We start from the raw sequence: 24,511 nt of genomic DNA, 5'->3' as shown, positions 1-24,511 counted from the left end.
CAGAACCCCCCGGCGGTGCCGGCTGCTCAGGTGCTCACCAGGGAGAAAGTGGCTCCGCCACTGAGAAGACAAGACCCACCCGCCGGAGCACCGCGGGTGTCGAAGCTTTCTTGCAAGAAGGAGGTGCGTCGTGGCTGATACGGCGCGCGCCCGCAGGCTGGCCAAGCGCATCGCGCAGATCGTCGCGTCCGGGCTGGAGCACGAGGTCAAGGACCCGCGACTGGCGATGGTGACGATCACCGATGCGCGAGTCACCCCTGATCTGCGGGACGCCACGGTCTACTACACCGTCTTCGGCGACGACGCCGACTACGCCTCGACGGCGGCCGCGCTCAACAGCGCCACCGGCGTCCTGCGCTCCCGCGTCGGCGACCAGACCGGGGTGCGGTTCACGCCGACCCTGACGTTCGTCGCGGACACCGTCCCGGACCAGGCCCGCCGGATGGAGGAGCTGCTCGCGAAGGCCAAGGAGGCCGACGACGAGGTCGCTCGACTGGCCTCGGGTGCGGTCCCGGCCGGCGACGCGGACCCCTACCGCGTGAGCGCTGACACCGAGGATGATGACGACGACACCGACGGTGTCGATGACGAGGACTTTTCCGACGCCGATGTGCGTCGTGGCCCACAAGGTGGTTGAGTCGCGGCGCCGAATCGGGTGCGTTGGTCATCGGTGGACCTGACAAGGCTGCCGATGACGTGGAGGTGACGTGTGCGCGGGCAACCCGAGACCGCCGGCCGGCAGGACGGCCCGGGAACGGGCGAGTCTCTGCGAGAGGCCGTCGCGGCCGCTGCGGGCAAGCTCGCGGCAGCACCGGACGTGACCCTGTTCGGGCACGTCAACCCCGATGCCGACGCCCTGGGCAGCGCGCTCGCGCTGGGCAGGGCGCTGAAGAAGCGCGGCAGCGCGGTCCGGGTGTCCTTCGGGCATCCGGACAAGCCCGCCCACTCGCTGCGCGACCTCGACGTCGACGGGCTCATCGTGCCCCCGTCGGAGGTCCCCTCCGCGCCGCCGCTGCTGGTCGTGTGCGACTCCGGCAGCCTCGGGCGGCTGGGCAGGCTCGCCGACCGCGTCAAGGGCACCATCGCCGCGGGTGGTGAGGTGATCGTCCTCGACCACCACATCGCCAACACCCGTTACGGCACGCTGCACGTCCTCGACGAGTCCGCCGAGGCCACGGTGCTGCTGGTGCTGCGGTTGCTGGACGAGCTCGGCGCGGAACTGGACCTGCCGACCGCCCGCTGCCTGTACGCCGGGCTGGTCACCGACACCCGCTCGTTCCGGCACGCCAGCCCCGAGGTGCACCGGGTCGCGGCCCGGCTGCTCGACGCGGGCGTCGACCCCGAGGCGACCACCAAGCCGCTGCTCGACACCCACCCGTTCGGGTTCCTGGGCATGCTCGCCGGTGTGCTCTCGAAGGCCGAGCTGGAGCCGTCGGCGGCCCAGGGGCTGGGGTTCGTGCACACCACCGTCCGCAAGGACCAGTCGGACGGGCTGGGCAGCGAGGACGTCGACAGCGTCATCGACCTCATCCGCACCACCGGTGAGGCCGAGGTCGCCGCGGTCCTCAAGGAGATCGGTCCTGACCACTGGTCGGTGTCGCTGCGCGCCAACAGCCGCGTCGACGTCAGCCACGCGGCCAACGCCTGCGGAGGCGGCGGGCATCGCCTGGCCTCCGGCTTCACCGCTCGCGGCGAGGAGCACGAGATCCTCGCCGCGATCCGCAAGGCCCTCGAGGACGCCCCGCTGCTCGGAACGTGACCCCTGCAGCGGCCCCCAGGCCCTGTCCAGCGGCCCATTCGGCTGTCGCGCGACATCGGAATTCGCCACCGGAAGCGTGGCGACACACCCAGCGCTACGTCGGTTCGCAGCTCTTGCGCTGGGGTTCTCGAATTTCGCGCGAGATGGGAACGGGGAGGGTCAGGCGCGTTTGCGGGCTCGGAACGCGGCCACGTGCATGCGGTTGGCGCAGCGGGGTGAGCAGAAGCGCTTCGCCTGGTTGGTGGAGGTGTCCAGGTAGTACGTCGAGCACCCCTCCGCCTCGCAGAGGCCCCAGCGGGCGGTGCCGTGCGCGACGACGCCCTGGGCCAGGCCCCACGCCGCCGCTGCCGCGACCTCGTCCACCGCGGGAGCATCGGGACCCGCGACGTGGACGTGCCAGTTGGGCACCCCATCGTGACCGCCGTGGCCGGAGAGCCGGGGACGCGGGGGATGGGCGGCCAGCAGCGCGTTGATCTCGGTGAGGACGGTCTCGTCCTGAGCCGGCCCGGCCGAGGCCATCATGGCGGCCAGCGCCCGGCGCAGGCCCTCGGAGATCTCCCGCAGCAGGGGCAGGTCGGAGTCCCGGAGCCGGTCGGCCCACCAGGGCTCGTCGTGCAGCGCGGCGCGGACCGTCTCGACGTCGGTCAGGTCGGCGTTGGCGAGCCGGAGCGCGACCTCGATGTAATCGGCGCTGTCCATGGACGCTCCTTACCGCTACCCTGTGTCAGGGTCGAACCCATCATTCGCAGCTTACAAGGGAGATGACGTGTCCGAGGCCGGGGAGCGCGTGTCACCGCGCAAGGTGCTGGGGCTCGCGGTCCCCGCACTGGGCGTGCTGGCGGCCGAGCCGCTGTACGTGCTGGTCGACACCGCCGTGGTCGGTCACCTCGGGGCCGTCCCGCTCGCCGGGCTCGCGCTCGGCGGCACCCTGTTCACGCTGATCTCCAGCCAGCTGACCTTCTTGACCTACGGCACCACCGCGCGCACGGCCCGGCTGCACGGGGCCGGCCGGCGCACCGAAGCCGTCGCCGAGGGCGTGCAGGCCACCTGGCTCGGGATCGCCGTCGGCGTGGTGCTGTTGCTGATCGCCCAGCTGGTCGCCACGCCCGTCGCCGAGCTGCTGGCCGGGCCCGGACCCGTCGCCGACGCGGCCGGGACCTGGCTGCGCATCGCGCTCTGCGGAGCCCCGCTGGTGCTGATCACCATGGCGGGCAACGGCTGGATGCGCGGTGTCCAGGACACCGTCCGCCCGCTGCGCTACACGCTCATCGGCAACGGCGTGTCCGCCGTGCTGTGCCCGATCCTGGTCTACCCGATGGAACTCGGGCTGGAGGGTTCGGCGATCGCGAACCTGATCGGCCAGAGCATCGCCGCCGCCCTGTTCATCCGCGCCCTGCTCGTGGAGAAGGCGCCGCTGCGCCCCGACTGGGTCAGGATGCGCGCTCAGCTCGGCCTCGGCCGCGACCTGGTGCTGCGCACCATGGCCTTCCAGGTGTGCTTCCTGTCGGCGACCTCGGTGGCCGCCCGGACCGGAGCCGAGACGGCGGCCGCGCACCAGGTCGTGTGGCAGCTGTGGATGTTCCAGTCGCTGGTGCTGGACTCGCTGGCCATCGCCGCCCAGTCGCTGGTCGGCGCCGCCCTCGGCGGCGGTTCGGTGCCGCGCGCGAAGGCCGTCGCCAAGCAGGTGACCTGGTACAGCCTGGTGTTCGGGTGCGGACTGGCCGTGTTCTTCACCGCCGTGTCCGGAGTGCTGCCGTCGGTGTTCACCACCGATGCGGCCGTGCTCGCCGAGATGCCGCACGCCTGGTGGTTCTTCGTGGCCGTGCAGCCCGTGGCGGGCGTGGTCTTCGCGCTGGACGGGGTGTTCCTCGGCGCGGGCGATGCCGCCTACCTGCGGACCGCGACGATCCTCAGCGCCGTCATCGGCTACCTGCCGCTGATCTGGCTGGCGCTGGCCTTCGGCTGGGGCCTGGCGGGGATCTGGACCGGACTGAGCCTGTTCATGGTGCTGCGGATGATCACGCTGCTGCTGCGGGCCCGCTCCGGCAAGTGGGCCGTGATCGGCGCGACCCCCGCGGCGTCGGCGGCCTGACCCTGGCGGAATCGCGCGGCGCCGGGTCGGGAATGATGGCTGGCCGTGTCCGCGCAATCCCGCAAGCAGAGTCCCGCCGTTCCTCCCGGCCTGCTGGTGGTCGACAAACCGGCGGGGATGACCTCGCACGACGTCGTCTCCAGAGTTCGCCGCATCATGGGCACCCGCAAGGTCGGGCACGCGGGGACGCTGGACCCGATGGCCACCGGCGTGCTGGTGCTCGGCCTGGAGCGGGCGACCAAGCTGCTGGGCCACCTCGCGCTGGACACCAAGGCGTACCTGGCGACCATCACCCTCGGCGCGTCGACCACGACCGACGACGCCGAAGGTGAGGTCGTGTCCTCGGCCGACGCGTCCGGTGTGGACGAGAGCGCGATCCGCGACGGCGTGACGGCGCTGACCGGGGAGCTGGAGCAGGTGCCCAGCGCCGTCAGCGCGGTCAAGATCAACGGCCGCCGGGCCTACGACATCGCGCGCAGCGGGGAGACCGTCGAGCTCGCCGCCCGCCCGGTCACCGTCTCCCGCTTCGACGTGCTCGCGCTGCGGCGCACCGACGAGACCACCGAGCTGGACGTGCTGGTGGAGTGCTCCTCGGGCACCTACGTGCGCGCGCTGGCCCGCGACCTCGGGGAAGGGCTCGGCGTCGGAGGGCACCTCACGGCGCTGCGCCGCACCCGTGTGGGGCCGTTCGGCCTGGCCACGGCGCGCACCCTCGACCAGCTGGAGGAGACCCCCGAGCTGTCGATGGGCCTGGACCAGGCCGTCGAGACGGCCTTCCCCCGCCGCAACGTCGACGCCCCCACCGCTCGCGCGCTGTCGCACGGGCAGGTCGTGACCGCGGCCGGCGTCGAGGGGACCTACGGGATGTTCGACCCCGACGGCCGGGCGGTGGCCCTCGTCCGCGACCGGGGCCGCACGGCCAAGGCCGTCCTGGTCATCGTCCCCGGGAACTGACGGCGGTTCACCCGAGCGGATGGCCGAACAGGGACGGGACGTGGGAGCGCTCGCCGGGCGGCTCCGGTGCGCGGGTTCGAAACCACCGCTGGGCGCGTGATCGTTCGGGGGAAGTAGGCTTCCGGGTCGTGCAGCGTTGGCGTGGTTTGGAGCAGCTTCCCGGTGGTTGGGGCCGTTGCGTGGTCACCATCGGTGTCTTCGACGGTGTGCATCGCGGCCACCAGAAACTCATCGCGCACGCGGTGCAGAAGGCTCGGCGCCGGGGCGTTCCCTGCGTGCTGATGACCTTCGACCCGCACCCGGCGGAGGTCGTGCGCCCGGGGAGTCACCCGGCGCAGCTGACCACGTTGCAGCGGCGGGCCGAGCTCGTCGAGCAGCTGGGCGTGGACGTGTTCTGCGTGCTGCCGTTCACCCGCGAGCTGTCCCGGGTGCCCGCCGAGGGATTCGCGCACGAGGTCCTCGTCGAGAAGCTGCACGCCGCCGAGGTCGTGGTGGGGGAGAACTTCACCTTCGGCCACAAGGCGGCAGGCAACATCGACCTGCTCACCAAGCTCGGCGAGCGCTTCGGCTTCGAGGTCGCCTCCGACGCGCTGGTGTCCGGACCGGTGGAGCGCTCCGACGACGCCGACGGCACGTCGGTGACGTTCTCCTCCACCTACATCCGCGCGTGCATCGACGCGGGCGACGTGAGGGCCGCGGCCTCGGCGCTGGGACGCGACCACCGCATCGAGGGCATCGTGGTGCGCGGCGCGGGTCGCGGCGGCAAGGAGCTGGGCTTCCCGACCGCCAACCTGTCCACCCCGGACTACACGGCGATCCCCGCCGACGGCGTCTACGCGGCGTGGTTCACCCACCGCAGGCGTGGCGCGTCCCGGCCGGGACCGGCGATGCCCGCGGCGGTGTCGGTGGGCAGCAACCCGACGTTCTCCGGAACCGAGCGCACCGTCGAGGCCTTCGTGCTCGATGTGGACGCCGACTTCTACGGCGAGCACGTCGATCTCGACTTCGTGCAGCGGCTGCGGGCCATGGAGCGCTACGACTCGGTGGACGCGCTGATCGCCCAGATGAACGCCGACGTCGCCGAGACCCGCCGAATCCTCGGAGTGCGGGAGTGAGCTCCGCCGCCGGGATGAACAGGTTTTCGGATTCTCGACCCCGCGCGGCCGGTGAGCTGGCAGGATTCGAGTCCGGATCACCTCGGGTTCGGCGGGGTGGCGGTCACGCAGGGGGAGTGAAGGTGCCGGAGAGCAGCAGCGTCCAGCGAAATCTGGCTCTGCAGCGGCAGTGGTACGGCGAGCCGCTGGGAGACCGGGTGCGCCGACTGGTCGTGGCCTTCCGCATCTCGCAGGCCCAGCTGGCCGACGTGCTCGGCATCAGCGCGCCGATGCTCAGCCAGGTGATGAGCGGCCGCCGCGCCAAGATCGGCAACCCGCAGGTGCTGGCCCGGCTGGTGATGCTGGAGCGCAAGGTCCTCATCCCGGGTGTGGCCGCGGGCGAGTCGGACGCGATCAAGCAGGCCCTGGAGGACGTGCGCCAGTCGCAGCCCTCGGTGGGGCGTGACAACCTGCCGGTCAAGCAGACCGCCAACGGCGAGCAGATCGCCTGGCCGGTGCTGCTGGAGGTCGCCAAGCCCACCGAGTTGGAGGCCGCGGCGTCGTTGTTGGAGGGCCGCTACCCGCGGCTGGCAGGACTGCTGCGCCGAGCCGCCGACAGCGAGTAGAAGCTGTTCGTGGTCGTTCGCGTGCCGGAGCCACTCCTGAGAACGGCTGCAGCGGCCATACTCGCGGGATGCGGCTGTTCACCGCGCTGCGACCCTCCGATGAAGCCGTCCGGCACCTGTCCGAGGCGATCGCGGCCCTCGACCCGGCGAGGGTGACCGAGGCGACGGCGGGCGTGCGCAAGTTCCGCTTCACCCCCGCCGAGCGCTGGCACCTGACGCTGCGCTTCCACGGCGACGACGCCGATCCGCAGCGGGTGGCCGACCGCCTCGACCGCCGCATGGCCCACATCACCGCCGCACCGCCGGCCCTGCGCCTGACCGGCTCGGGAACATTCCGGGGAGTGCTGTGGACCGGCGTCGAACCGGCCACCGAGACCGACCGGCTGGCCCTGCGGGAGCTGGTGCGCGCGGCCGGTGGCGACCCGCGCGGGTTCCGGGCGCACCTGACCCTCGCTCGGTGGGCGTCCGGCCGCGCCGACCGGCGCTGGATGCCGGGGCTGCTCACCGGCTACACCGGTCCCTGGTGGACCGCCGGAGAACTCGCGGTGATGCGCAGTGACCAGGGCGAAGGCGGTCCGGTGTACCGAGTGGTGCACCGCGTGCCGGTGACGCGCGCTGCGTCGGGGTAACCCAGGCGAGCAGGGCTTCCCTGTTATCCTGGCCGTGGAACGGCTGCAGTCCGTGGTGGCCGATTTCCGAGGTAACCAGTCCTCACGGCGGTGGCGCCGCACGGCAGCTCGCCGCCCACAGACACGGGACATGCAGAAGGAGTATTTCGTGGCGCTGTCCACTGACGAGAAGAAGCAGATCCTGGCCGAGTACGGCCTGAAGGACAACGACACCGGTTCGCCGGAGGCCCAGGTGGCCCTGCTGACCAAGCGGATCACCGGCCTGACCGAGCACCTCAAGCAGCACAAGCACGACCACCACTCGCGTCGTGGTCTGCTGCTGATGGTGGGTCGTCGCCGTCGTCTGCTCAACTACCTGACCAAGGTGGACATCGAACGCTACCGTTCGCTGATCCAGCGACTCGGTCTGCGTCGTTGACATGACACCGGGGGGAGTGGCCACGGCCGCTCCCCCCGGTGCGTAAAACCGGGCGGTGCCTCGCAGGCGCCGCCGGCAATTCAATAGAGCGCTCACGGTGGCAAGCACTGGGTGCAGGCGTCCGCCGGTCCTCGGTAGTGGCTGCCGGGCAAGTCGTCACGAGAGACGGTCCCGGGAGCTTCGATCGATGGCCGGCCTTGTCGGATCACCGATCCGGATGCTCCTGCCGTGGGCGTTGTGACGATAGGGAGTCACCTTGACTGAAGCGATCGAAGAGGGCGTGTACGAGTCGACCGCCGTGCTGGACAACGGCGCGTTCGGAACCCGTACCGTCCGTTTCGAGACCGGCCGGCTCGCCAAGCAGGCCGCCGGGAGCGTCGTCGCCTACCTCGACGACGAAACCATGCTGCTGTCGGCCACCACGGCGTCCAAGCAGCCGAAGGAGCACTTCGACTTCTTCCCGCTGACCGTCGACGTCGAAGAGCGGATGTACGCCGCGGGTCGCATCCCCGGCTCGTTCTTCCGCCGCGAGGGCCGGCCGTCCACGGACGCGATCCTGACCTGCCGCCTGATCGACCGCCCGCTGCGCCCGTCGTTCGTCGACGGCCTGCGCAACGAGGTCCAGGTCGTGGTCACGGTCATGAGCCTGAAGCCGGGCGACCTCTACGACGTGCTGGCGATCAACGCCGCGTCGGCGTCCACCCAGGGTTCGGGTCTGCCGTTCTCCGGTCCGATCGGTGCCACCCGCATGGCGCTGATCGACGGCCAGTGGGTCGCGTTCCCGACGCACGAGCAGCTCGAGCGCGCCGTGTTCGACATGGTCGTCGCGGGCCGCATCGTCGGTGACGACGTCGCGATCATGATGGTCGAGGCAGAGGCCACCGACAAGACCATCGACCTGGTCGCCGGTGGCGCCCAGGCGCCGACCGAAGAGGTCGTGGCCGCGGGTCTGGAGGCGGCCAAGCCGTTCATCCGCACCCTGTGCGTGGCCCAGCAGCAGCTGGCCCAGGCGGTCGGCAAGGACACCCAGGACTACCCGGTGTTCCCGGCCTACCAGGACGACGCGTTCACCGCCGTCGAGCAGGCCGTGTCCTCCGAGCTGGCCGAGGCGCTGAAGATCGCCGGCAAGCAGGAGCGGGAGAACCGCCTCGACGAGATCAAGGCGTCGGTCCTGGAGAAGGTCGGCACCGGCGAGGGCGAGGCGTTCGAGGGCCGCGAGAAGGAGATCGGCGCGGCGTTCCGCTCGTTGACCAAGAAGCTGGTCCGCCAGCGCATCATCCGCGACCAGGTCCGCATCGACGGCCGCAGCCTGACCGACATCCGCAGCCTGTCCGCCGAGGTCGGCGTGATCCCGCGGACACACGGTTCGGCGCTGTTCGAGCGCGGCGAGACCCAGATCCTGGGTGTCTCCACGCTGAACATGCTGCGGCTGGAGCAGACCATCGACTCGCTCTCCCCGGAGACGACGAAGCGGTACATGCACCACTACAACTTCCCGCCGTACTCGACCGGTGAGACCGGTCGGGTGGGCAGCCCGAAGCGTCGCGAGATCGGCCACGGTGCGCTGGCCGAGCGCGCGCTGATGCCGGTGCTGCCGTCGCGCGAGGAGTTCCCGTACGCCCTGCGCCAGGTCTCCGAGGCGCTGGGCTCCAATGGTTCGACCTCGATGGGCTCGGTCTGCGCCTCGACGCTGTCCCTGCTCAACGCGGGCGTGCCGCTGAAGGCGCCGGTCGCCGGCATCGCGATGGGCCTGGTCTCCGACGAGGTCGACGGCAAGACCCACTACGTGGCGCTGACCGACATCCTCGGTGCCGAGGACGCCTTCGGCGACATGGACTTCAAGGTCGCGGGCACGAAGGAGTTCGTGACCGCGCTGCAGCTGGACACCAAGCTGGACGGCATCCCGTCCGAGGTGCTGGCGCAGGCGCTGGGCCAGGCGCGTGACGCCCGGTTCACCATCCTGGAGGTCATGGCCGAGGCGATCGGCAAGCCCGACGAGATGAGCCCGCACGCCCCGCGCGTGACCTCGGTGACCGTCCCGGTGGACAAGATCGGTGAGGTCATCGGGCCGAAGGGCAAGATGATCAACTCGATCACCGAGGAGACCGGCGCCGAGATCAGCATCGAGGACGACGGCACCATCTACGTGGGTGCGGCCGACGGCCCGTCCGCGGAGGCGGCGATCGACAAGATCAACGCCATCGCCAACCCGCAGCTGCCGAAGGTCGGCGAGCGCTTCCTGGGCACCGTGGTCAAGACCGCGGCCTTCGGCGCGTTCGTCTCGCTGCTGCCGGGCAAGGACGGCCTGGTGCACATCTCCAAGCTGGGCAACGGCAAGCGCATCGGCAAGGTCGAGGACGTCGTGAACGTCGGCGACAAGCTGCGCGTGGAGATCGCTGACATCGACAACCGCGGCAAGATCAGCCTCGTGCTGGTCAACGACGACGAGGAGAAGTCCGGCGAGGGCGAGGCCGCTCCGGCCGAAGCCTCCGCCGAATGATCCTCTGATCTGAATCGCGATGCGGCCCGTCCCGGTCACCCGGGGCGGGCCGTATTGTCGTGAGTGCGCGGGGGATCGCGCGGAGGCGACGAGAACAGGGTTATGAAGCAGCAGAAGCAGACAGCCGGGCACCTGCAACGCCCCGGGACCACCCGGGTTCTCGGCCACAACGGTTCCGCGGAAGTGCGGCGGACGGTGTTGCCGGGCGGCTTGCGCGTGGTCACCGAACCGGTTCCCGGCGTCCGTTCCGCGTCGGTGGGCATCTGGGTCGGCGTGGGTTCGCGCGACGAGACCAGGGCGCAGGCCGGCGCCGCGCACTACCTGGAGCACCTGCTGTTCAAGGGGACCGCGAAGCGGACCGCCGTGGGCATCGCGCAGGAGATCGACGCCGTCGGCGGTGAGCTCAACGCGTTCACCTCCAAGGAGCACACCTGCTACTACGCGCACGTGCTCGACGAGGACCTCCCGCTGGCCATCGACATGCTCTGCGACGTGGTCTTCGACGCGGTCAACGACGCCTCCGACGTGGACGTGGAGCGCAGCGTGGTCCTGGAGGAGATCGCGATGCGCGACGACGATCCCGAGGACCTGCTGCACGAGCTGTTCTCCACGGCCGTGCTCGGCGACAGCCCGCTGGGGCGCTCGGTGCTGGGCACCGAGGAGTCGATCGGCGCGATGACCCGCAACCGGGTGCACGGCTTCTACCGGCGCAGCTACCAGATGCCGAAGATGGTCGTGGCGGTCGCGGGAAACGTCGAGCACGCGAAGGTGGTGCGGCTGCTGCGCAAGGCGCTGGGTGATCGGCTGGCCGGTGACGAGCGCCCGGAGGCGCCCCGCGGCGGCAAGATCCGGCTGCCCAAGCAGGAGCGGTTGGTGCTCCAGCCCGACGACACCGAGCAGACCCACCTGCTGATGGGGTGCCGGGGCCTCGACCGCTACGACGAGCGGCGCTTCGCGCTGGGCGTGCTCAACGCGGCCCTCGGCGGCGGGATGAGCTCGCGGCTGTTCCAGGAGATCCGCGAGAGCCGGGGCCTGGCGTACTCGGTGTACTCGTCGAGCACGGCCTACTCCGACGCGGGCACGTTCTCGGTCTACGCGGGCTGCACGCCGGAGCGCCTGGGCGAGGTCGCCTCGGTCATCCGCTCGGTGCTGGCCGACGTCGCGGCCGAGGGGCTGTCGGCGGAGGAGGTCGACCGGGGTCGCGGTCAGCTGCGGGGCGGTCTGGTCCTGGGGTTGGAGGACAGCGCGGCCCGGATGAGCCGCATCGGCAAGACCGAGCTCAACTACGGCCGCCACTACACGGTGGAGGAGACCCTCGCCAAGATCGAGGCGGTCACGCCCGACGACGTCGCGACCCTCGCCCGGGAACTCCTCAACCGGCCCTTCACCACCGCCGTCGTGGGTCCGTACAAGACGCCGGAGGACCTCCCGGAGGGCGTGTAGCACCGATCCCGGGGGTTCTGGTCCGAACCGTCCACGATCGATGTCCTCTTCGTCCGGTCGGTTCGGACCACAACCGCCCGGGCCCTGGACGTGCGGGCCCGGGCTCGTGCTGATCGCCGGGATGGTGTCCGTCACCACGTGGGGTGGGTCGTCGGGTGGCCGCGCGCACGGTGCCTAGACTTCGGGTGAGCAGCGTCGGTGCGGAGAGGTGTTTCCACGGTGATCAAGGTTGGTGTGCTGGGCGCCCGCGGGCGGATGGGTTCCGAAGCGGCGCGAGCCGTCGGCGAGGCCGCCGACACCGAGCTGGTCGCCGAGGTCGACCAGGGCGACCCCATCGAGCGGTTGGTCGAGTCCGGCGCGCAGGTCGCCGTCGACCTGACCCACCCCGACTCGGTGCTCGACAACATCAAGTTCTGCGTCGAGAACGGCATCAACGTCGTGGTCGGCACCAGCGGTCTCGGACCGGCCGAGCTGGACTCCATCCGCACCTGGCTGGCCGCCAAGCCGGAGGTCGGCGTGATCGTGGCGCCGAACTTCGCGATCGGCGCGGTGCTGTCGATGCGGTTCGCCGAGCTGGCCGCCAAGTACTTCGAGTCCGCCGAGATCGTCGAGCTGCACCACCCGAAGAAGGCCGACGCGCCCTCGGGCACCGCGGCGCGCACCGCGCAGGTGATCGCGAAGGCGCGCGAGGAAGCCGAGCTCGGCGAGATGCCCGACGCCACCACCAAGGACCCCGACGGAGCCCGGGGCGCCGAGGTCGACGGTGTGCGCGTGCACGCGGTGCGGATGACCGGCCTGGTCGCGCACCAGGAGGTGCTCTTCGGCACCGAGGGCGAGACCCTCACCATCCGCCACGACTCCTACGACCGGCGTTCGTTCATGCCCGGCGTGCTGCTGGGCGTCCGCGAGGTTCCCAGCCGTCCGGGACTGACCGTGGGGCTCGACGCGCTGATGGGGATCTGAGGTGGCCAAGCAGCTGATGACCGCGCGCACCGCCGCGTTCGTCATCGCTCTCGTGCTGCTGGCCTACCTGGTGCTGATGGGCGGCCGCGCGATCACGATGATCTCCAGCGGTGAGCCGGTCTTCATCGCGCTCGGCCTGGCGATCCTGGTCTTCCCCGTGCTGGGCGCGGTGCTCGTCGCCGACCAGCTGCGCTTCGGCGCCGCCACCGAGCGCCTGGCCCGCAGGCTCGACGACGAGGGCGCGCTGCCCGACGTCTCGCACCTCCCGCGCCGCCCCTCGGGCCGGGTCGAGCGGGAGGCCGCCGACGCGTGGTTCGACGCCAAGCAGTCCGAACTCGAAGCGGCGCCGCAGGACTGGCGCCGCTGGTTCGCGCTCGCGCAGGCCTACGACCTCGCCGGCGACCGCAACCGGGGCCGCAAGGCCATGCGCAAGGCGATCGACCTGGAGCAGGACGACAAGGCCTGAGCCTCAGCAGCACTCAGGCCGATGCGGCGGCCTCGGCGTCGTGCTCGTGGATCCACTGCAGGGTCCGGTGGACGTCGGCGAGTCGCCTGTTGCGGTCCTCAGCGCTGGGACCGTCGGGCAGGTGCAACAGCTCCGAAGCCACCCACGAGCTGCGCTGGATCGCACGAGTGCGCGCGCGGCGCAGGTGCTCGTAGCGCGGGAGCGCCTGGTGCGGCTCGTAGCGGTGCAGCAACGACGCGAGGGTGGCGGCGTCCTCGATGGTCTGGTTCGCGCCTTGGCCGTGGTGGGGCAGCATCGCGTGCACGGCGTCGCCGAGCAGCACGATCCCGTTGCGGTGCCAGCGGTTGAGCGGTGCCTGCCCGAACAGGGCCCATCGCTTGTGCAGACCGGTGGCCGCCACCATCTCCCCCACGCCGGGGTGCCACTCGGCGAAGGGCGCGCAGAGCCGTTCGGCGGAGATCTCCTCGACCCAGCTCGGACTCGACCACTCCGACGGCTCGTCGACCACCGCCAGGAAGTTGACGAAGGACCCGTCGCCGATCGGGTAGTGCAGCACGTGGGCACCTGGGCCCATCCAGAACTGGAGGGCGCCGGGGTCGGGCAACGACGGCATCGAGCCGACCGGGATCAGGCCGCGAAAACCGCTGGTGCCGGAGTACAACGCCGGTTCGGCATCGGCGACCCACCGGCGCACCGCGGAGTGCACTCCGTCCGCGCCGACGACGAGATCCGCGCGGGCAGTGGTTCCGTTGGCGAACTCCAGCTCGTAGCCCTCGCCCTTCGCGACCAGGTCGATCAGCCGGTGGTCGAGGCGGAGGGCGTCCTGCCCGCATGCCTCGGCCAGGGCGGTCTGGAGATCCGCGCGGTGCACGCCGTAGTAGGGCGCGCCGAAACGCGCGGTGTAGTCATCGCCGACCGGGTAGGAGACGACGCGCTCGCCGCCACGCCAGCCCCGGTAGACCAACTCGGTCGGCACGGCGCTGGCGGCCGCCAGCCGGTCCCGCAGGCCGAGGCGGTGCAGCACGTGCGTCCCGTTGGCCGAAAGCGCCACCGCCGCACCGACTTCGCGCAACTCCGCGACCTGCTCGTAGACCGCCGCTTCGATGCCTCGGCGCCGCAGCGCCACGGCGAGCGTGAGGCCACCGATGCCGGCGCCGATGATCGCTACCGATGTTGACCTGGTTGGCATGGTCACCCCTGGCAGTTGTGCCCGACAGCTGTGTACCGATCGGTACGTCGTTTGCACCGTAGTTGTACCGATCGGTACGGTCAATGGGTGAGTTCACGAGGCGACAAGCGGGCCGAGCTGCTGCGCAAAGCGGTCGACCACCTGGCCGCGCACGGCATCGCCGACCTGTCCCTGGCGCCCATGGCCGAGAGGCTGGGCACCAGCAAGCGCATGCTGCTGTACTACTTCGGCAGTCGGGACATGCTCATCGCCGAGGCGATCGCCGCCAGTCGCCCCGACATCTCGGACCTGTTCCGCGACGTGCGCGATCTCGATGGGCTGGAGCGGGCGGCGTGGGCGTTGTGGGACGCCATCACCCGCGGGCGGCAGCGGCGTCCGATCCGGATCCTGTTCCAGGTGCTGAGCCTGGCGCCGACTCAACCGGAGCGCTACGCCGAGCTCGCCGCCGACACCGTCACCGCGATGGTCGAACCGCTGGTGCCCGTCTACCGCCGCCTCGGGTTCGACGAGCACGACGCGCGCGCCCGCGCGAGCCTGCTCATCTCCGGCCTGCGCGGCTTGTGCCTGGACCAGATCGTCACCGGCGACGCCGCACGGATCGAGACCGCGGCCCGCGTGCTCATCCAGGCCGCCACCGCTGGCGATGGCGAGTTGAGAGGTTCTCGTGCGTTGGGGTGCGACCAAAAGCGGCCACTCTAGTTCCGGTTCACCGAAGGGGTGTACCGCCGTTCAGGCTATCGATTCGATTTACCAGGCGATTCTCAGGAACTGATTCGTCAAGATCCCACGACGTGGTTGAACGTTGACACTTCGTGGGCGTTTCTCGATCATTGCTGGCATGTCCAGGTTCGCCTGTCTGGTGGCTCGCCTGCATGTCGATCTCCGACAGCAGGCCAGCGCGCTCTGTCACGCCTGAGGGGCCTCTTTCCCTCGCCGCTGCAAGGCGCTTTCTCTCTCTCCGAGTAGTTCACGACGGCGCGCGTTCGGAAAACCGCGCATTCCGAACGCGCGGATTCGTCGTGCCCGATTTCGGAATTCTCCACGAAAATCCGGAGCACACATGAAGAAGAGTCTTCGAAGACTGCCCATCGGGCTGGCCGCCGTAGCCCTGGCGGTCGGTTCGGTCACGTTGCCGGTGCAGGACGCCTACGCCGATGTCGACGTGTCCTCGCAGTCCGTGAAGGGTGCGGACGGCAAGGACTACACCGTCACCAACCACGTCGTGAAGAGCGCGCTGGAGAAGTCCACATCGGACGGCAAGCCCAAGGAGTGGCTGGTCGTCTGGGCGGGCGACGAGAACATCGCCGACACCGCGGTGGCCGACGTCCGCAACCTGCCGGGCTCGCTGGCCGGCGGAACCGGCAAGGTCGCCAACGCCCTGCCGGGGCCGGATTTCCTGGCGATCATCGACGCGACCAAGGGGTCACCCGGCTACGGCCAGGTGGTCAACACGGTCACCGTCGGCCCGCTGGTCGAGAACGAGCCGCACCACATGCAGTACGTGTGGCACAAGGGCGACACCATCTTCGCCGGTGCCCTCTTCGGCGCTGCGACCTACGCGTTCGACGTGACCTCGCTGCCCAACGTCAAGCTCAAGGGCATCAGCCTGCCCACGCAGACGCCCGGCGGCTCCGTCCCCGACGCGTACTGGACGCTCAAGGACGGCACCGCCTACGGCACCTACATGGGTGGCCCGGTGGCTCCGGGGCCGTACCGCTACTCGGACGGTTCGGTGCACCTGGGCAACGGCTTCGCCGGCAGCCCCGGCGAGGTCGTCCGGTTCGACGAGAACGCCAAGGTGCTCTCGGAATCCCCGGCCGCCACACCGGGCGGGGACAACGAGAAGCTGTGCGACAACCTGCCGCGGATCGGCACGCCGACCTGCGCCAACCCGCACGGCATCCAGGCCCGCGAGGACCTGAACACCCTGGTCACGGCGGACTACACCGAGCCGCGCAACATCATCCTCGACCCGGTGAAGGCCCCGTCGCCGTACCTGCGGCGGCCGACCGTGCGGACCTGGGACATCTCCGATCGCAACCACCCGAAGCTCAAGGCGGTCTCGTACCTGCCCAACGGTCCGCGCTCGGACCCGAAGGACCCGCTGCACCAGGAAAGCCGTGCCGTCATGGAGACCACGGTGACGAACCTGCCCGGTCACAAGGGCGCGTTCGCCCAGACCATGCAGGGCGGTGCGGTGTTCTACACGCCCGACATCACCGCACCGGAACCGCACTGGCGCCAGGTCTTCGACGACGGCGCCGCCGTCGTGAACTTCGACGAGGCCAACGACCGCAACGGCGGCAGCTCCAACGGCGGCTGGATCCAGACCAGCCCGGACGACCGGTTCCTGTACCGGGCGATCCAGGGGCGCGCTGCGGGCACCTTCGGCGAGGACGACCCGGGCACCACGGGTGGTGTGTACACATTGGACATCCAGAAGCTGGTCAACGCCGGTGACGATTTCCAGTGCAACATCGATACCATCGCCGAGTCCGAGCACGGCGGCGCCGAGGCCGACTGCCCGACGGTGGCCGGTACGACGCCGATCAACCCGGGCAAGGCCGCGGGCGGTCCGCACTGGGGCGGGTACGACAACTTCGTGCTCGGCCCGGACGGCAAGTACACCGAGACCCAGACGCCCGGGCGTCTCGCGGTGTCGAACTACTTCGTCGCCCGCTCCGGCAACGACGGTGACCACAAGGTCAACATGATCGACCTCGGCCCGGACGGGAAGGTCTCGCTCGACGACACCTTCCGCGACGAGGTGACCGGTGAGCCCGGAGTCAACTTCAACCGGCGGTCCTGGCCGCACGGCGAGTTCGGCAACGCCAAGCCTCACTCCGAGCTGTTCGTGGTCTCCGACAGCGACCTGAAGTAGGTCGCAGGAGTCGTCACCGGACACCTGGGCTCAGCGGCGAGGAGGGTGGTCGCCGCCCCACGGCGGCCACCCACCTCCCTTGGGCCGTGACCGCGTCGTTCCGCGCAGCGGTGCGGGGCCCACACCTCGACCTGCGGCGGCCCGCCGCGCACCTCACCAAGTCTTCCCTTCCGACGAGAGCGGGCGTAACACATGCACACCCACACCGGAGTGTCCAGTGTGGACTCCCTCGCGCTGGTGCTGCGCGTGCTGCTGCTGACCGGCACCGCGGTGGTCGCCGGCATCGGTCTGCTGCGCGCCGGAGCGGTGATGCGCCCGTGGTCCGCCTGGATCGCAGGCGTCGGCACCGCCGCGCTGGCCGGGGTGTCCGCCGTGGTCCTGCACATCAACACCGGTTTCGCCGTCGCGCACGTGGTGCTCGTCCTGGCGGTGCCCCTCGCGCTGCGCTGGCGCGGCCCCTCGACCTTCCTCGGCTTCGGCCTGGCTCTGCTGCTCATCGCCGAAGCCGCGCTCGGCCACACCTCGCTGGCCTTCTTCCTCGACACGATCTTCGTCGCGGTCGCTGTGGTCTGGTTCGGCCTGGCGCTGGCCAAGACCTGGCGCCCCGACAGCGGACTGCGCCCACGGCCCATCGCGCTGACCGGCGCCGTCGCGCTGGTCGGCGCGGGCATCGGGCAGCTGGTGCTGGCCGGCGTCTTCGACCGCAGGCTGTGGAGCACCGGCTACGGGATCACCGTGCTGGTGCTGGTCATCGGCGCCGTCTCCGTGCTGGCGGTCACCCTCGCGCTGCGCGAGGAACGGCGCGTCTACCGCGTCGGAGCGATCGGCGTGCTCGCCGCCGTCCTGGCCTGGGCCGCGCTGCCCGGCATCCCCCTCCCGCACGACCTGCCCGTCCCCGGCATCGCCCGGCTCGCCCAAGCCGCCGGGACGCCGGTGCTGGTCAGCCCGCACCGCACGGGCCGAAACCTGGTGCACTTCCCGGAGAGCGCCGGAGGAGGCATCACCGTCGAGCAGGGCGACCGGATCGCCCGAGCGGTCCCGATCCCCGGTGCCTCCGGCACGTGGGCCGAGGTCGACCTGCCGCCCGGAAGCAGCGATCTGGTCATCTCCCGGGCAGGCGAAACCGGGACGGTCGAGGTCGACGCGGGGGACCTGCCCGAGGTGCCGGGCGCGGCCGACCCGGAGTGCGCCAGCGCCGCCCTGGGCGGCATCGCCGCCGGTGCTCCCGCCCCGGTGACCTGCCCGGACACCGAACTGCTCGCCGAGGACGCCGACGCGCTGCGCAAGCAGGTCGCCTACCTGGCCGAGCTGGAGGTGCCCTCGCTGTCCGTCGTGGGCGACGACACACCGCGCGGCAAGGCGGCCACCGGCGTCGTCCTCGCCGAAGCCGCCCATCGCGGCGTTCCCATCAGCGACAACCCCGACGGGGCGCTGCTGCAGGTGTCGGGCTGGCAGCAGGCGTCCCACACTCTGGGACGTGTGAACTTCCTCTACGGAATGCACCTCGCACCTTGGCTGTTGCACGCTCCGGTGGTGAACTCGACCGCGGGTGCGGCGTTGCCGCTGCGCTTCGACCCGCGCGACCGCAACGCCCTCACCTACGGCATGACCCAGGCGAGTGCCTTCGGCGACCCGCCGTCGCTGTCCGGATACCGGGAGTGGGCGCGCGCCCGCGGCGAGAACATCGCCGGCGACGTCACCGTCTACGCACCCGCCCAGGTCGACGTCATGCAAATGGGCGGTCACGAGCATGGCGGAAACCTCGGCCAGTGGATCCCGCAGGGGACCATCGTGGCCATCTCAGGTCCGCTCACGGAGAAGTAGGAGTGCAGATGTCTGTTGTGGACGTTGAAAGACCGGCCCCGCCACCGGTGCGCACGGCACCGCCCGCGCAACGAGGAGTCGTGGCGATCGGCATCGCGATCGCCGTCGTGCTCGGGCTCGCCGTGGCCAACGCCGCCGGGTGGAAGATGACCGTGCTCTACGGCGTCGGCCTCGCCCTGGGACTGGTGCTGTTCCACTCCCGGTTCGGGTTCACCTCGGCGTGGCGCCAGCTGATCACCGTCGGGCAGGGCCGCGCCATCCGCGCCCACATGCTCATGCTGGGCGTGGCCGCCGTGCTGTTCGCGGGGATCCTCGGCAGCGGTTTCTCGCTGTCCGGCACCCCCGAACCGCAGCTCCAGACCGCCGGTCTCGGCGTCGTGTTCGGCGCGTTCCTGTTCGGCGTCGGCATGCAGGTCGGCGGCTCCTGCGCCTCCGGCACGCTCTTCGCGGTCGGCAGCGGCCAGACCGCGATCATCTTCACCCTCGGCGGGTTCATCGTCGGCTCGGTGTTCACCGCGTTCATCTCGCCGTTCATCCAGAGCGTCCAGAGCGTCGGCCCGAAGGTCTCGCTTGCCGAAACCCCGCTGGGCTACGCCGGTGGAGTGCTGATCACGCTGGTCATCATCGGTGTCGTCGTGGGGGTGTCGCTGCTGGTCGAGCGACGTCGCACGCCTCCGCCGATCGACCAGCCACCGGTCGCCAAGGGCGTGCTGCGCGCCCTGCGCGGCTCCTGGCCGCTGTGGGTCGGCGCGGTGCTGCTGGCCGTGCTCAACGCGGCGACGCTGTTCGTCTCCGGCAGCTCGTGGGGCATCACCTCCGCGTTCGGCCTGTGGGGCGCGAAGCTCCTCGGCTGGGTCGGCGTCGACGTCTTCGGAGCCCCGTTCTGGCAGGACCCGGAGAACGCCGCGAAGCTCACCGCATCGGTGCTCACCGACCGGATCTCGGTGATGGACTTCGGGATCATGGCCGGCGCGCTGATCGCCGCCGCCCTCGCCGGCTCCTTCACCCTGCACCGCAAGATCCCGTGGCGCATGGCCGTCGGCGCCGTGCTCGGCGGAATCCTGATGGGCATCGGCGCGCGCTTCGCGGGCGGCTGCAACATCGGCGCCTACTTCTCCGGCGTCGCCTCGTTCAGCCTGCACGGCTGGCTGTGGGGCGTGATGGCCATCGTCGGCACCTACGCCGGTGTCGCGCTGCGTCCGCTGTTCGGACTGGGCAACCCCAAGCCCTCGGACGCCGTCTGCTGATCTCCCACCGGCTGCGGCCGGTGGTGGGGAAAAGGAGGAACACCATGTCCAAGTCCGTCCGCCGTGCCGCCGCTTCGGTGGCCATCGCCGTGAGCGCTGTGCTGCTCACCGGCGGCGTCGCCGACGCCGAGTCGGTGTGGGTCCTTCCGGGTGTCGACCTCGGAGCCGTGCTGACCCCGACCGCGCAGCTGCCCACCCAGCTGCTGGCCCCTGTCGTCGCGCTCCTGGCCGGCTAGTTCGGACCCGCCGCGCGGCCCGCGCACCGCGCGGCAGGTCGACCGAGAGAAGGGAACCCGCATGAAGCACACCGCATCCCGCGCCATCACCGCCTCGCTCCTGGTCGGAGCGGCCCTGTGCACCGCAGCACCGGCGGCTCTGGCGGCACCGGAGGCCCCGGCTGCCGTCACGGCCCAGGACGGCCCGGCCGTCGTCGACGAACCCGACACCGGCGACCTCAACGACAAGTGGACGTTCGCCCCGGTCGGAGTCCCGGTCTTCGGCCTGATCGACTCGGTCCTGGTCGTCCCGGCACGCCTCGGCCTCCCGGCCCTACCGACCCTGCCGAGCTTCTGATGAGGCTTTCTCCTGGAAGACGACGCCCCCTCGCACCCCACTGCGAGGGGGCGTCTCCACGTTTCGACAGCCGGCGCAGCCCAAAAACCCCACCCGACCGCAGCCCGCAATCCAAACCCGATTCCAGTGGAAGTCAGGCCCCGGTTTTTCCACTGAAGTGGGCCCAGATTTCAGTGGAGATCGGGAGCCCCCGCCGGGGGCCGGGGTCGGTGGGAGGTGGGTCCCTGGTTTCAGTGGAAATCGGTGGGCGGATCTCCACTGAGATCGGGGGATGTTGGGTCAGAGCCAGGCGGCCATCGCTGATGGGGCCGCGGCCAGGGCGCCGAAGCGGGCGAACCGGCCGATGAAGCCGGTGATCAGGAACGTCGACACCGGGACCTTGGCCCAACCGGCGATGATGGCCACCGCCGCGAACGGGGGAAGGCTGGCGGCCGCGCTGATCAGCAGGACGGTGCCCGCCCAGACCGGGCGGGTCCGGCAGTTCTCGCGGAACTGCTCCAGCCACGTCTTCCAGCGGCCCTTGGTCTCCGCCTTCTCCTTCTTCTCCCTGCGCATGAACGCGGGGAGGCGGATGTTGCCCCTGGCCGCGTAGTAGTGCAGGAGCTTGCCGCCGATCTGGCCCGTGGCGATGACCAGCGCGAGAACCCACCAGGGGATGTCGGGTTCCTTGAGCACCAGGCCCACCGCGAACAGCTCGACGCTGATCAGCGGGAGGAGCGCGGAGGCCACCGACACACCGAACGTGGTGGACAGCAACCCGATGATGGTCAGCACTTTCGGCTCCCGAGGGGGCAGGCGTCAGTGGTGCTCGAACTCGAAATCCAGCGGACCGGTCAGGCGCATCTCGCGAAGCGGGCGCCCACCCGCGTCCAACGTGCGCACAGTACCGTCCGGCGACCACCCCGCAGCGCGGTAGAACGACAGCGACGCCGAGTCCGACTCCGCAACCCATGCGATGCCACGCGTCGCACCGTGCGCGGCGAACCGGCGACCCATCGTGCCGAGCAACCGTCCGGCGTGACCCCGGCGACCCCACCGCGGCTCCACCAGCAGCGAGCTGACCAGCACCGTTGTCGACGCATCATCGGGCAGGGAACCGTCGGCGGCGGCGACTTCGGACTCCGGGGCAGGGCCTGCGACGCAGAAACCCACCGTCCAGTGACCCTCGATCGCGAGCAGCACGGTGGCCGCGCCGGAGGTGACGGCTTCACGCCACTCCTGCTCGACCTCGCCGCTGTCCAGGCCGGCCAGCACGGCGGGGGAGAGGATCTCGGCGTAGGCGGTCTGCCACGTCTCGACCTGAATGCGTGCGATCTCCGCGGCGTCGGACGCCACTGCTTCGCGCACATCGGCTTCAGCCATGCGCGACAACCTAACGTGTCGGTTCCGAGCACCGGGCAGCAGTCCGCGTTGTCGGGGAGTGCTGGCACGATCGCCCGGGTGCAGACCATCAGCAACGACACGGCACGGCGAACGGCTTTGGCGGCGCAAGGCTTCGCCGACCCGCGACCGCGCGGCGCGGTGACCAGGCGGCACCTCCAGCGGGCCCTGTCTCGCACCAAGCTGCTGCAGCTGGACTCGGTCAACGTCGCGGTGCGCGCTCACTACATGCCGCTGTTCAGCAGGCTCGGCGCCTACCCGGCGGAGCTGGTCGACACCGCTGCGTGGTCGCGCACCGCCCGGCAGCCCCGGATGCTCGTCGAGTACTGGGCGCACGAAGCGTCGCTGATCCCGGTCGAGGACTGGCCGCTGCTGCGCTGGCGGATGCGCGAGTACGGCGGTGCGTGGCGCAAGCGCTCCCGCGAGCTGCTGGAGCAGAACCCCGAGCTGGTCAACGACGTGCTCAACGCCGTCAAGGAACTCGGCCCGATCGGTGCGGGCCGGCTGGAACGCGAGCTCGGCGGCGGTGAGCGGCAAGGGCGCGGCCCGTGGTGGAACCGCACCGACACCAAGCGGGTCTGCGAGCTGCTGTTCGCGATGGGGGAGCTGACCACCGGCACCCGCCGAGGTTTCGAGCGGCTCTACGACCTGCCGGAACGCGTGCTGCCCGCCGACGTCCTCGCGCACGAGCCCGAGGACTCCGAAGCCGTTCGCGCACTGGTGGAGCGCTCCGCCGAGGCCTTGGGCATCGGCACCGAGACCGATCTGCGCGACTACTACCGGCTGGCCCCCGACCAGTCGAAGCAAGCGGTCGCCGAGCTCGTCGAAGACGGCGTGCTCGAACCGGTGGTGGTGCACGGATGGCGTCAGCCCGCCTACCGCCACGCCGAGGCCCGCGCTCCCCGCAAGGTCGCCGGCCGGGCGCTGCTGTGCCCGTTCGACCCGCTGATCTGGGAACGCTCGCGCGCCGAGCGGATCTTCGGCTTCCGCTACCGGATCGAGATCTACGTTCCGGAGCCCAAGCGGCAGTACGGCTACTACGTCTTCCCCTTCCTCCTCGACGGTGAGCTCGTCGCCCGCGTGGACCTCAAGGCCGACCGGGCTGCGGGCGTGCTCCGGGTGCCCGGAGCGTTCCTGGAACCCGGCCGCGACGCCGCGCCCGTCGCGCCCGAGCTGGCCGCCACCCTGCGCGAGATGGCGACCTGGCTCGGACTCGACGACGTCGTCGTCGGCGAGCGAGGCGACCTGATCGCCCCCCTCAACGCGGAACTGGCAATCCTCTGAGGTACCGCTTTGCATGGCGGTGCGGGTAGCGGAACCTGCGCGGTTCCGCGGACTCCGCGTGCCACTCCTGAGGAATGCCAATGCACGGCGTCTCGGCGTGCTCGCCACGAAGCCGCTGGAGAGCCCGCGGCGTTGCCGGCTGAGTCCCACACCTGAGACGGCGGCATCGCCGCTCTCCTGAGCGGCTGTCCGCAGCCGCGCAGCGGTTTCAGCTCGCCGTGGTGAGCACTGCGTCTCCGCTGCCGGTTCGGCCGAAGATGCGCAGGGTTGGTTCGGTTTCCGGTCGTTGGTCGGCAACGTCCAGATCGCTGCGGGCGGCACCGGTGGACGAGGTCAGGTCGACCTCGGCGCTCGCTCCCCGGTGGATCGACACCTGCAGCTCGCCGGACCCGGTGATCAGCTCGATCTGCCCGTCGACCGCGTCGGCCAGGGTGATGTCGCCGCTGCCGGTGCGCACCAGGACGTCGTCGGAGACCTCGCCGAGCCAGATGGCACCGGACCCGTTGGCCACCGAGGACGGCGCCCCGATGACGCCGACCTCGACGTCACCGCGCCCGGAGCGCGCGTGCACGCCGCCGCGCATGGCGCCCAGCCGGAGGTGCCCGGATCCGCTGCGCACGGTGGCCCGGTCGGTCGCCTCCTCGATCGAGACGGTGCCCGTCCCGGCCTGCACGTTGACCTTCCCGGCCGCACCGGACACGGCGACCTCGGCGGACCCGCTCTGCACGCCGACCTCGGAGCCCAGCGGCGCGGTGACCCGCACCGCGAGCGGAACTCCGCGCAGCGGTGCGTTCGACGGGGCCCGCACGACCAGCCGGCCGCTGGACATGTCGATGCGCGTGCGGCGAACGGCCTCGATGATCGGCTCGCGCGGCAGGTTGCCCAGGTCGAGGCCTCCGCGGCCGCCGGGCGTGCCGAACTGCTCGGTGACCCAGCTCAGCAGCCCGGACAGCCCGTTCTGCCAGTCCTGCCCGCCCGCGCTCGGGTCGTGCCGGACCTCGACGTGGGTCATCGCCGTCTCGGTCAGCTCGACCACGACCGAGCCGCGGTTGTTGCCGATGTCGATGCGGATCGGAGCGGCGGAGTCGAAGTCCTGGCTGCGCAGCAGATCCGTCAGTTCTTCCTCGGCCTCGGACCACTCCTGGTCGAGGTCGGGTTCGTCGTTGTTGTCGGTCATCTCAACTCGCCC

The 24,511-nt window shown here is 70.8% G+C and carries 24 protein-coding genes; 19 read left to right on the top strand and 5 right to left on the bottom strand.

Annotated elements, in window-relative coordinates; translation table 11 throughout:
• Positions 1 to 130: 130 nt before the first annotated feature.
• Both rbfA and E1202_RS18970 read left to right on the top strand, forming a co-directional pair.
• Positions 131 to 637, top strand: coding sequence for a 30S ribosome-binding factor RbfA (gene rbfA, locus E1202_RS18975; RefSeq protein WP_132684480.1), 507 nt, complete (start codon positions 131 to 133; stop codon positions 635 to 637).
• A 129-nt stretch (positions 638 to 766) separates the two neighbouring features.
• A complete protein-coding gene (locus tag E1202_RS18970; protein WP_132684501.1) occupies positions 767 to 1,759 on the top strand; it encodes a DHH family phosphoesterase in 993 nt (330 codons plus the stop codon).
• Between the two features lie 159 nt (positions 1,760 to 1,918).
• Here E1202_RS18970 and E1202_RS18965 read toward each other — a convergent pair whose 3' ends face one another.
• A complete protein-coding gene (locus tag E1202_RS18965) occupies positions 1,919 to 2,458 on the bottom strand; it encodes a CGNR zinc finger domain-containing protein (protein ID WP_132684479.1) in 540 nt (179 codons plus the stop codon).
• Between the two features lie 67 nt (positions 2,459 to 2,525).
• Here E1202_RS18965 and E1202_RS18960 point away from each other — a divergent pair, with 67 nt between their 5' ends.
• The 10 genes from E1202_RS18960 (at position 2,526) to E1202_RS18915 (ending at position 12,944) form a co-directional block, all read left to right on the top strand.
• Positions 2,526 to 3,851, top strand: coding sequence for an MATE family efflux transporter (locus E1202_RS18960; protein ID WP_132684478.1), 1,326 nt, complete (start codon positions 2,526 to 2,528; stop codon positions 3,849 to 3,851).
• A gap of 45 nt (positions 3,852 to 3,896) precedes the next feature.
• Entirely contained in the window at positions 3,897 to 4,805 is a 909-nt protein-coding gene (gene truB, locus E1202_RS18955) for a tRNA pseudouridine(55) synthase TruB (RefSeq protein WP_132684477.1), read from the top strand.
• Between the two features lie 128 nt (positions 4,806 to 4,933).
• Positions 4,934 to 5,920 carry a bifunctional riboflavin kinase/FAD synthetase gene (locus E1202_RS18950; protein ID WP_132684476.1) on the top strand — a complete coding sequence of 329 codons (987 nt, stop codon included), beginning with the start codon at positions 4,934 to 4,936 and terminating at the stop codon, positions 5,918 to 5,920.
• Between the two features lie 122 nt (positions 5,921 to 6,042).
• Positions 6,043 to 6,525 carry a helix-turn-helix domain-containing protein gene (locus E1202_RS18945; protein ID WP_132684475.1) on the top strand — a complete coding sequence of 161 codons (483 nt, stop codon included), beginning with the start codon at positions 6,043 to 6,045 and terminating at the stop codon, positions 6,523 to 6,525.
• A gap of 68 nt (positions 6,526 to 6,593) precedes the next feature.
• Positions 6,594 to 7,154 carry an RNA 2',3'-cyclic phosphodiesterase gene (thpR, locus tag E1202_RS18940; RefSeq protein WP_132684474.1) on the top strand — a complete coding sequence of 187 codons (561 nt, stop codon included), beginning with the start codon at positions 6,594 to 6,596 and terminating at the stop codon, positions 7,152 to 7,154.
• 130 nt (positions 7,155 to 7,284) lie between these two features.
• Positions 7,285 to 7,572 carry a 30S ribosomal protein S15 gene (gene rpsO, locus E1202_RS18935; RefSeq protein ID WP_246537959.1) on the top strand — a complete coding sequence of 96 codons (288 nt, stop codon included), beginning with the start codon at positions 7,285 to 7,287 and terminating at the stop codon, positions 7,570 to 7,572.
• Positions 7,573 to 7,828: 256 nt separating this feature from the next.
• Positions 7,829 to 10,072, top strand: coding sequence for a polyribonucleotide nucleotidyltransferase (locus E1202_RS18930; protein ID WP_132684473.1), 2,244 nt, complete (start codon positions 7,829 to 7,831; stop codon positions 10,070 to 10,072).
• Positions 10,073 to 10,174: 102 nt separating this feature from the next.
• Positions 10,175 to 11,515 carry a M16 family metallopeptidase gene (locus E1202_RS18925; protein ID WP_132684472.1) on the top strand — a complete coding sequence of 447 codons (1,341 nt, stop codon included), beginning with the start codon at positions 10,175 to 10,177 and terminating at the stop codon, positions 11,513 to 11,515.
• Between the two features lie 219 nt (positions 11,516 to 11,734).
• Positions 11,735 to 12,478 (top strand): 4-hydroxy-tetrahydrodipicolinate reductase, encoded by a 744-nt coding sequence (gene dapB, locus E1202_RS18920; protein ID WP_268952343.1) that lies wholly within the window; start codon positions 11,735 to 11,737, stop codon positions 12,476 to 12,478.
• A 16-nt stretch (positions 12,479 to 12,494) separates the two neighbouring features.
• A complete protein-coding gene (locus E1202_RS18915) occupies positions 12,495 to 12,944 on the top strand; it encodes a hypothetical protein (protein ID WP_132684499.1) in 450 nt (149 codons plus the stop codon).
• Between the two features lie 13 nt (positions 12,945 to 12,957).
• On the opposite strand, the gene E1202_RS18910 is transcribed toward E1202_RS18915, so the two are convergent.
• The gene (locus E1202_RS18910) at positions 12,958 to 14,133 is read right to left on the bottom strand and encodes an FAD-dependent monooxygenase (protein WP_132684471.1); all 1,176 of its coding nucleotides are present in this window, start codon (positions 14,131 to 14,133) and stop codon (positions 12,958 to 12,960) included.
• A gap of 87 nt (positions 14,134 to 14,220) precedes the next feature.
• Between E1202_RS18910 and E1202_RS18905 the strand changes: the two genes are divergently transcribed.
• The 6 genes from E1202_RS18905 to E1202_RS18875 all read left to right on the top strand — a co-directional run bounded on the left by E1202_RS18905 (position 14,221) and on the right by E1202_RS18875 (position 20,658).
• Positions 14,221 to 14,832, top strand: a complete 612-nt coding sequence (locus E1202_RS18905) for a TetR/AcrR family transcriptional regulator (protein ID WP_207918763.1) — start codon at positions 14,221 to 14,223, stop codon at positions 14,830 to 14,832.
• Positions 14,833 to 15,193: 361 nt separating this feature from the next.
• A complete protein-coding gene (locus E1202_RS18895) occupies positions 15,194 to 17,014 on the top strand; it encodes a hypothetical protein (RefSeq protein ID WP_235878640.1) in 1,821 nt (606 codons plus the stop codon).
• Between the two features lie 210 nt (positions 17,015 to 17,224).
• Positions 17,225 to 18,838 carry a hypothetical protein gene (locus E1202_RS18890; protein WP_235878638.1) on the top strand — a complete coding sequence of 538 codons (1,614 nt, stop codon included), beginning with the start codon at positions 17,225 to 17,227 and terminating at the stop codon, positions 18,836 to 18,838.
• Between the two features lie 8 nt (positions 18,839 to 18,846).
• Positions 18,847 to 20,085 (top strand): YeeE/YedE family protein, encoded by a 1,239-nt coding sequence (locus E1202_RS18885; RefSeq protein WP_132684468.1) that lies wholly within the window; start codon positions 18,847 to 18,849, stop codon positions 20,083 to 20,085.
• Positions 20,086 to 20,129: 44 nt separating this feature from the next.
• Positions 20,130 to 20,321: a hypothetical protein gene (locus tag E1202_RS18880; RefSeq protein WP_132684467.1), complete on the top strand. Its 192-nt coding sequence runs from the start codon at positions 20,130 to 20,132 to the stop codon at positions 20,319 to 20,321.
• 61 nt (positions 20,322 to 20,382) lie between these two features.
• Complete coding sequence (locus E1202_RS18875) at positions 20,383 to 20,658, top strand: hypothetical protein (RefSeq protein ID WP_132684466.1); 276 nt, start codon at positions 20,383 to 20,385, stop codon at positions 20,656 to 20,658.
• Positions 20,659 to 20,937: 279 nt separating this feature from the next.
• On the opposite strand, the gene E1202_RS18870 is transcribed toward E1202_RS18875, so the two are convergent.
• Together E1202_RS18870 and E1202_RS18865 are read right to left on the bottom strand one after the other, a co-directional pair.
• Positions 20,938 to 21,432 carry a VTT domain-containing protein gene (locus tag E1202_RS18870; RefSeq protein ID WP_235878636.1) on the bottom strand — a complete coding sequence of 165 codons (495 nt, stop codon included), beginning with the start codon at positions 21,430 to 21,432 and terminating at the stop codon, positions 20,938 to 20,940.
• A 24-nt stretch (positions 21,433 to 21,456) separates the two neighbouring features.
• Positions 21,457 to 22,020 carry a GNAT family N-acetyltransferase gene (locus E1202_RS18865; protein WP_132684465.1) on the bottom strand — a complete coding sequence of 188 codons (564 nt, stop codon included), beginning with the start codon at positions 22,018 to 22,020 and terminating at the stop codon, positions 21,457 to 21,459.
• A gap of 78 nt (positions 22,021 to 22,098) precedes the next feature.
• Here E1202_RS18865 and E1202_RS18860 point away from each other — a divergent pair, with 78 nt between their 5' ends.
• The gene (locus tag E1202_RS18860; RefSeq protein WP_132684464.1) at positions 22,099 to 23,322 is read left to right on the top strand and encodes a winged helix-turn-helix domain-containing protein; all 1,224 of its coding nucleotides are present in this window, start codon (positions 22,099 to 22,101) and stop codon (positions 23,320 to 23,322) included.
• A 208-nt stretch (positions 23,323 to 23,530) separates the two neighbouring features.
• Here E1202_RS18860 and E1202_RS18855 read toward each other — a convergent pair whose 3' ends face one another.
• Complete coding sequence (locus E1202_RS18855; protein WP_165943905.1) at positions 23,531 to 24,499, bottom strand: DUF4097 family beta strand repeat-containing protein; 969 nt, start codon at positions 24,497 to 24,499, stop codon at positions 23,531 to 23,533.
• Positions 24,500 to 24,511: the final 12 nt, after the last annotated feature.

It is taken from the genome of Saccharopolyspora karakumensis (genome assembly GCF_004349225.1).
In the GTDB taxonomy this organism is placed as follows: domain Bacteria; phylum Actinomycetota; class Actinomycetes; order Mycobacteriales; family Pseudonocardiaceae; genus Saccharopolyspora; species Saccharopolyspora endophytica.
This window is presented reverse-complemented; position numbering and strand designations above follow the sequence as displayed.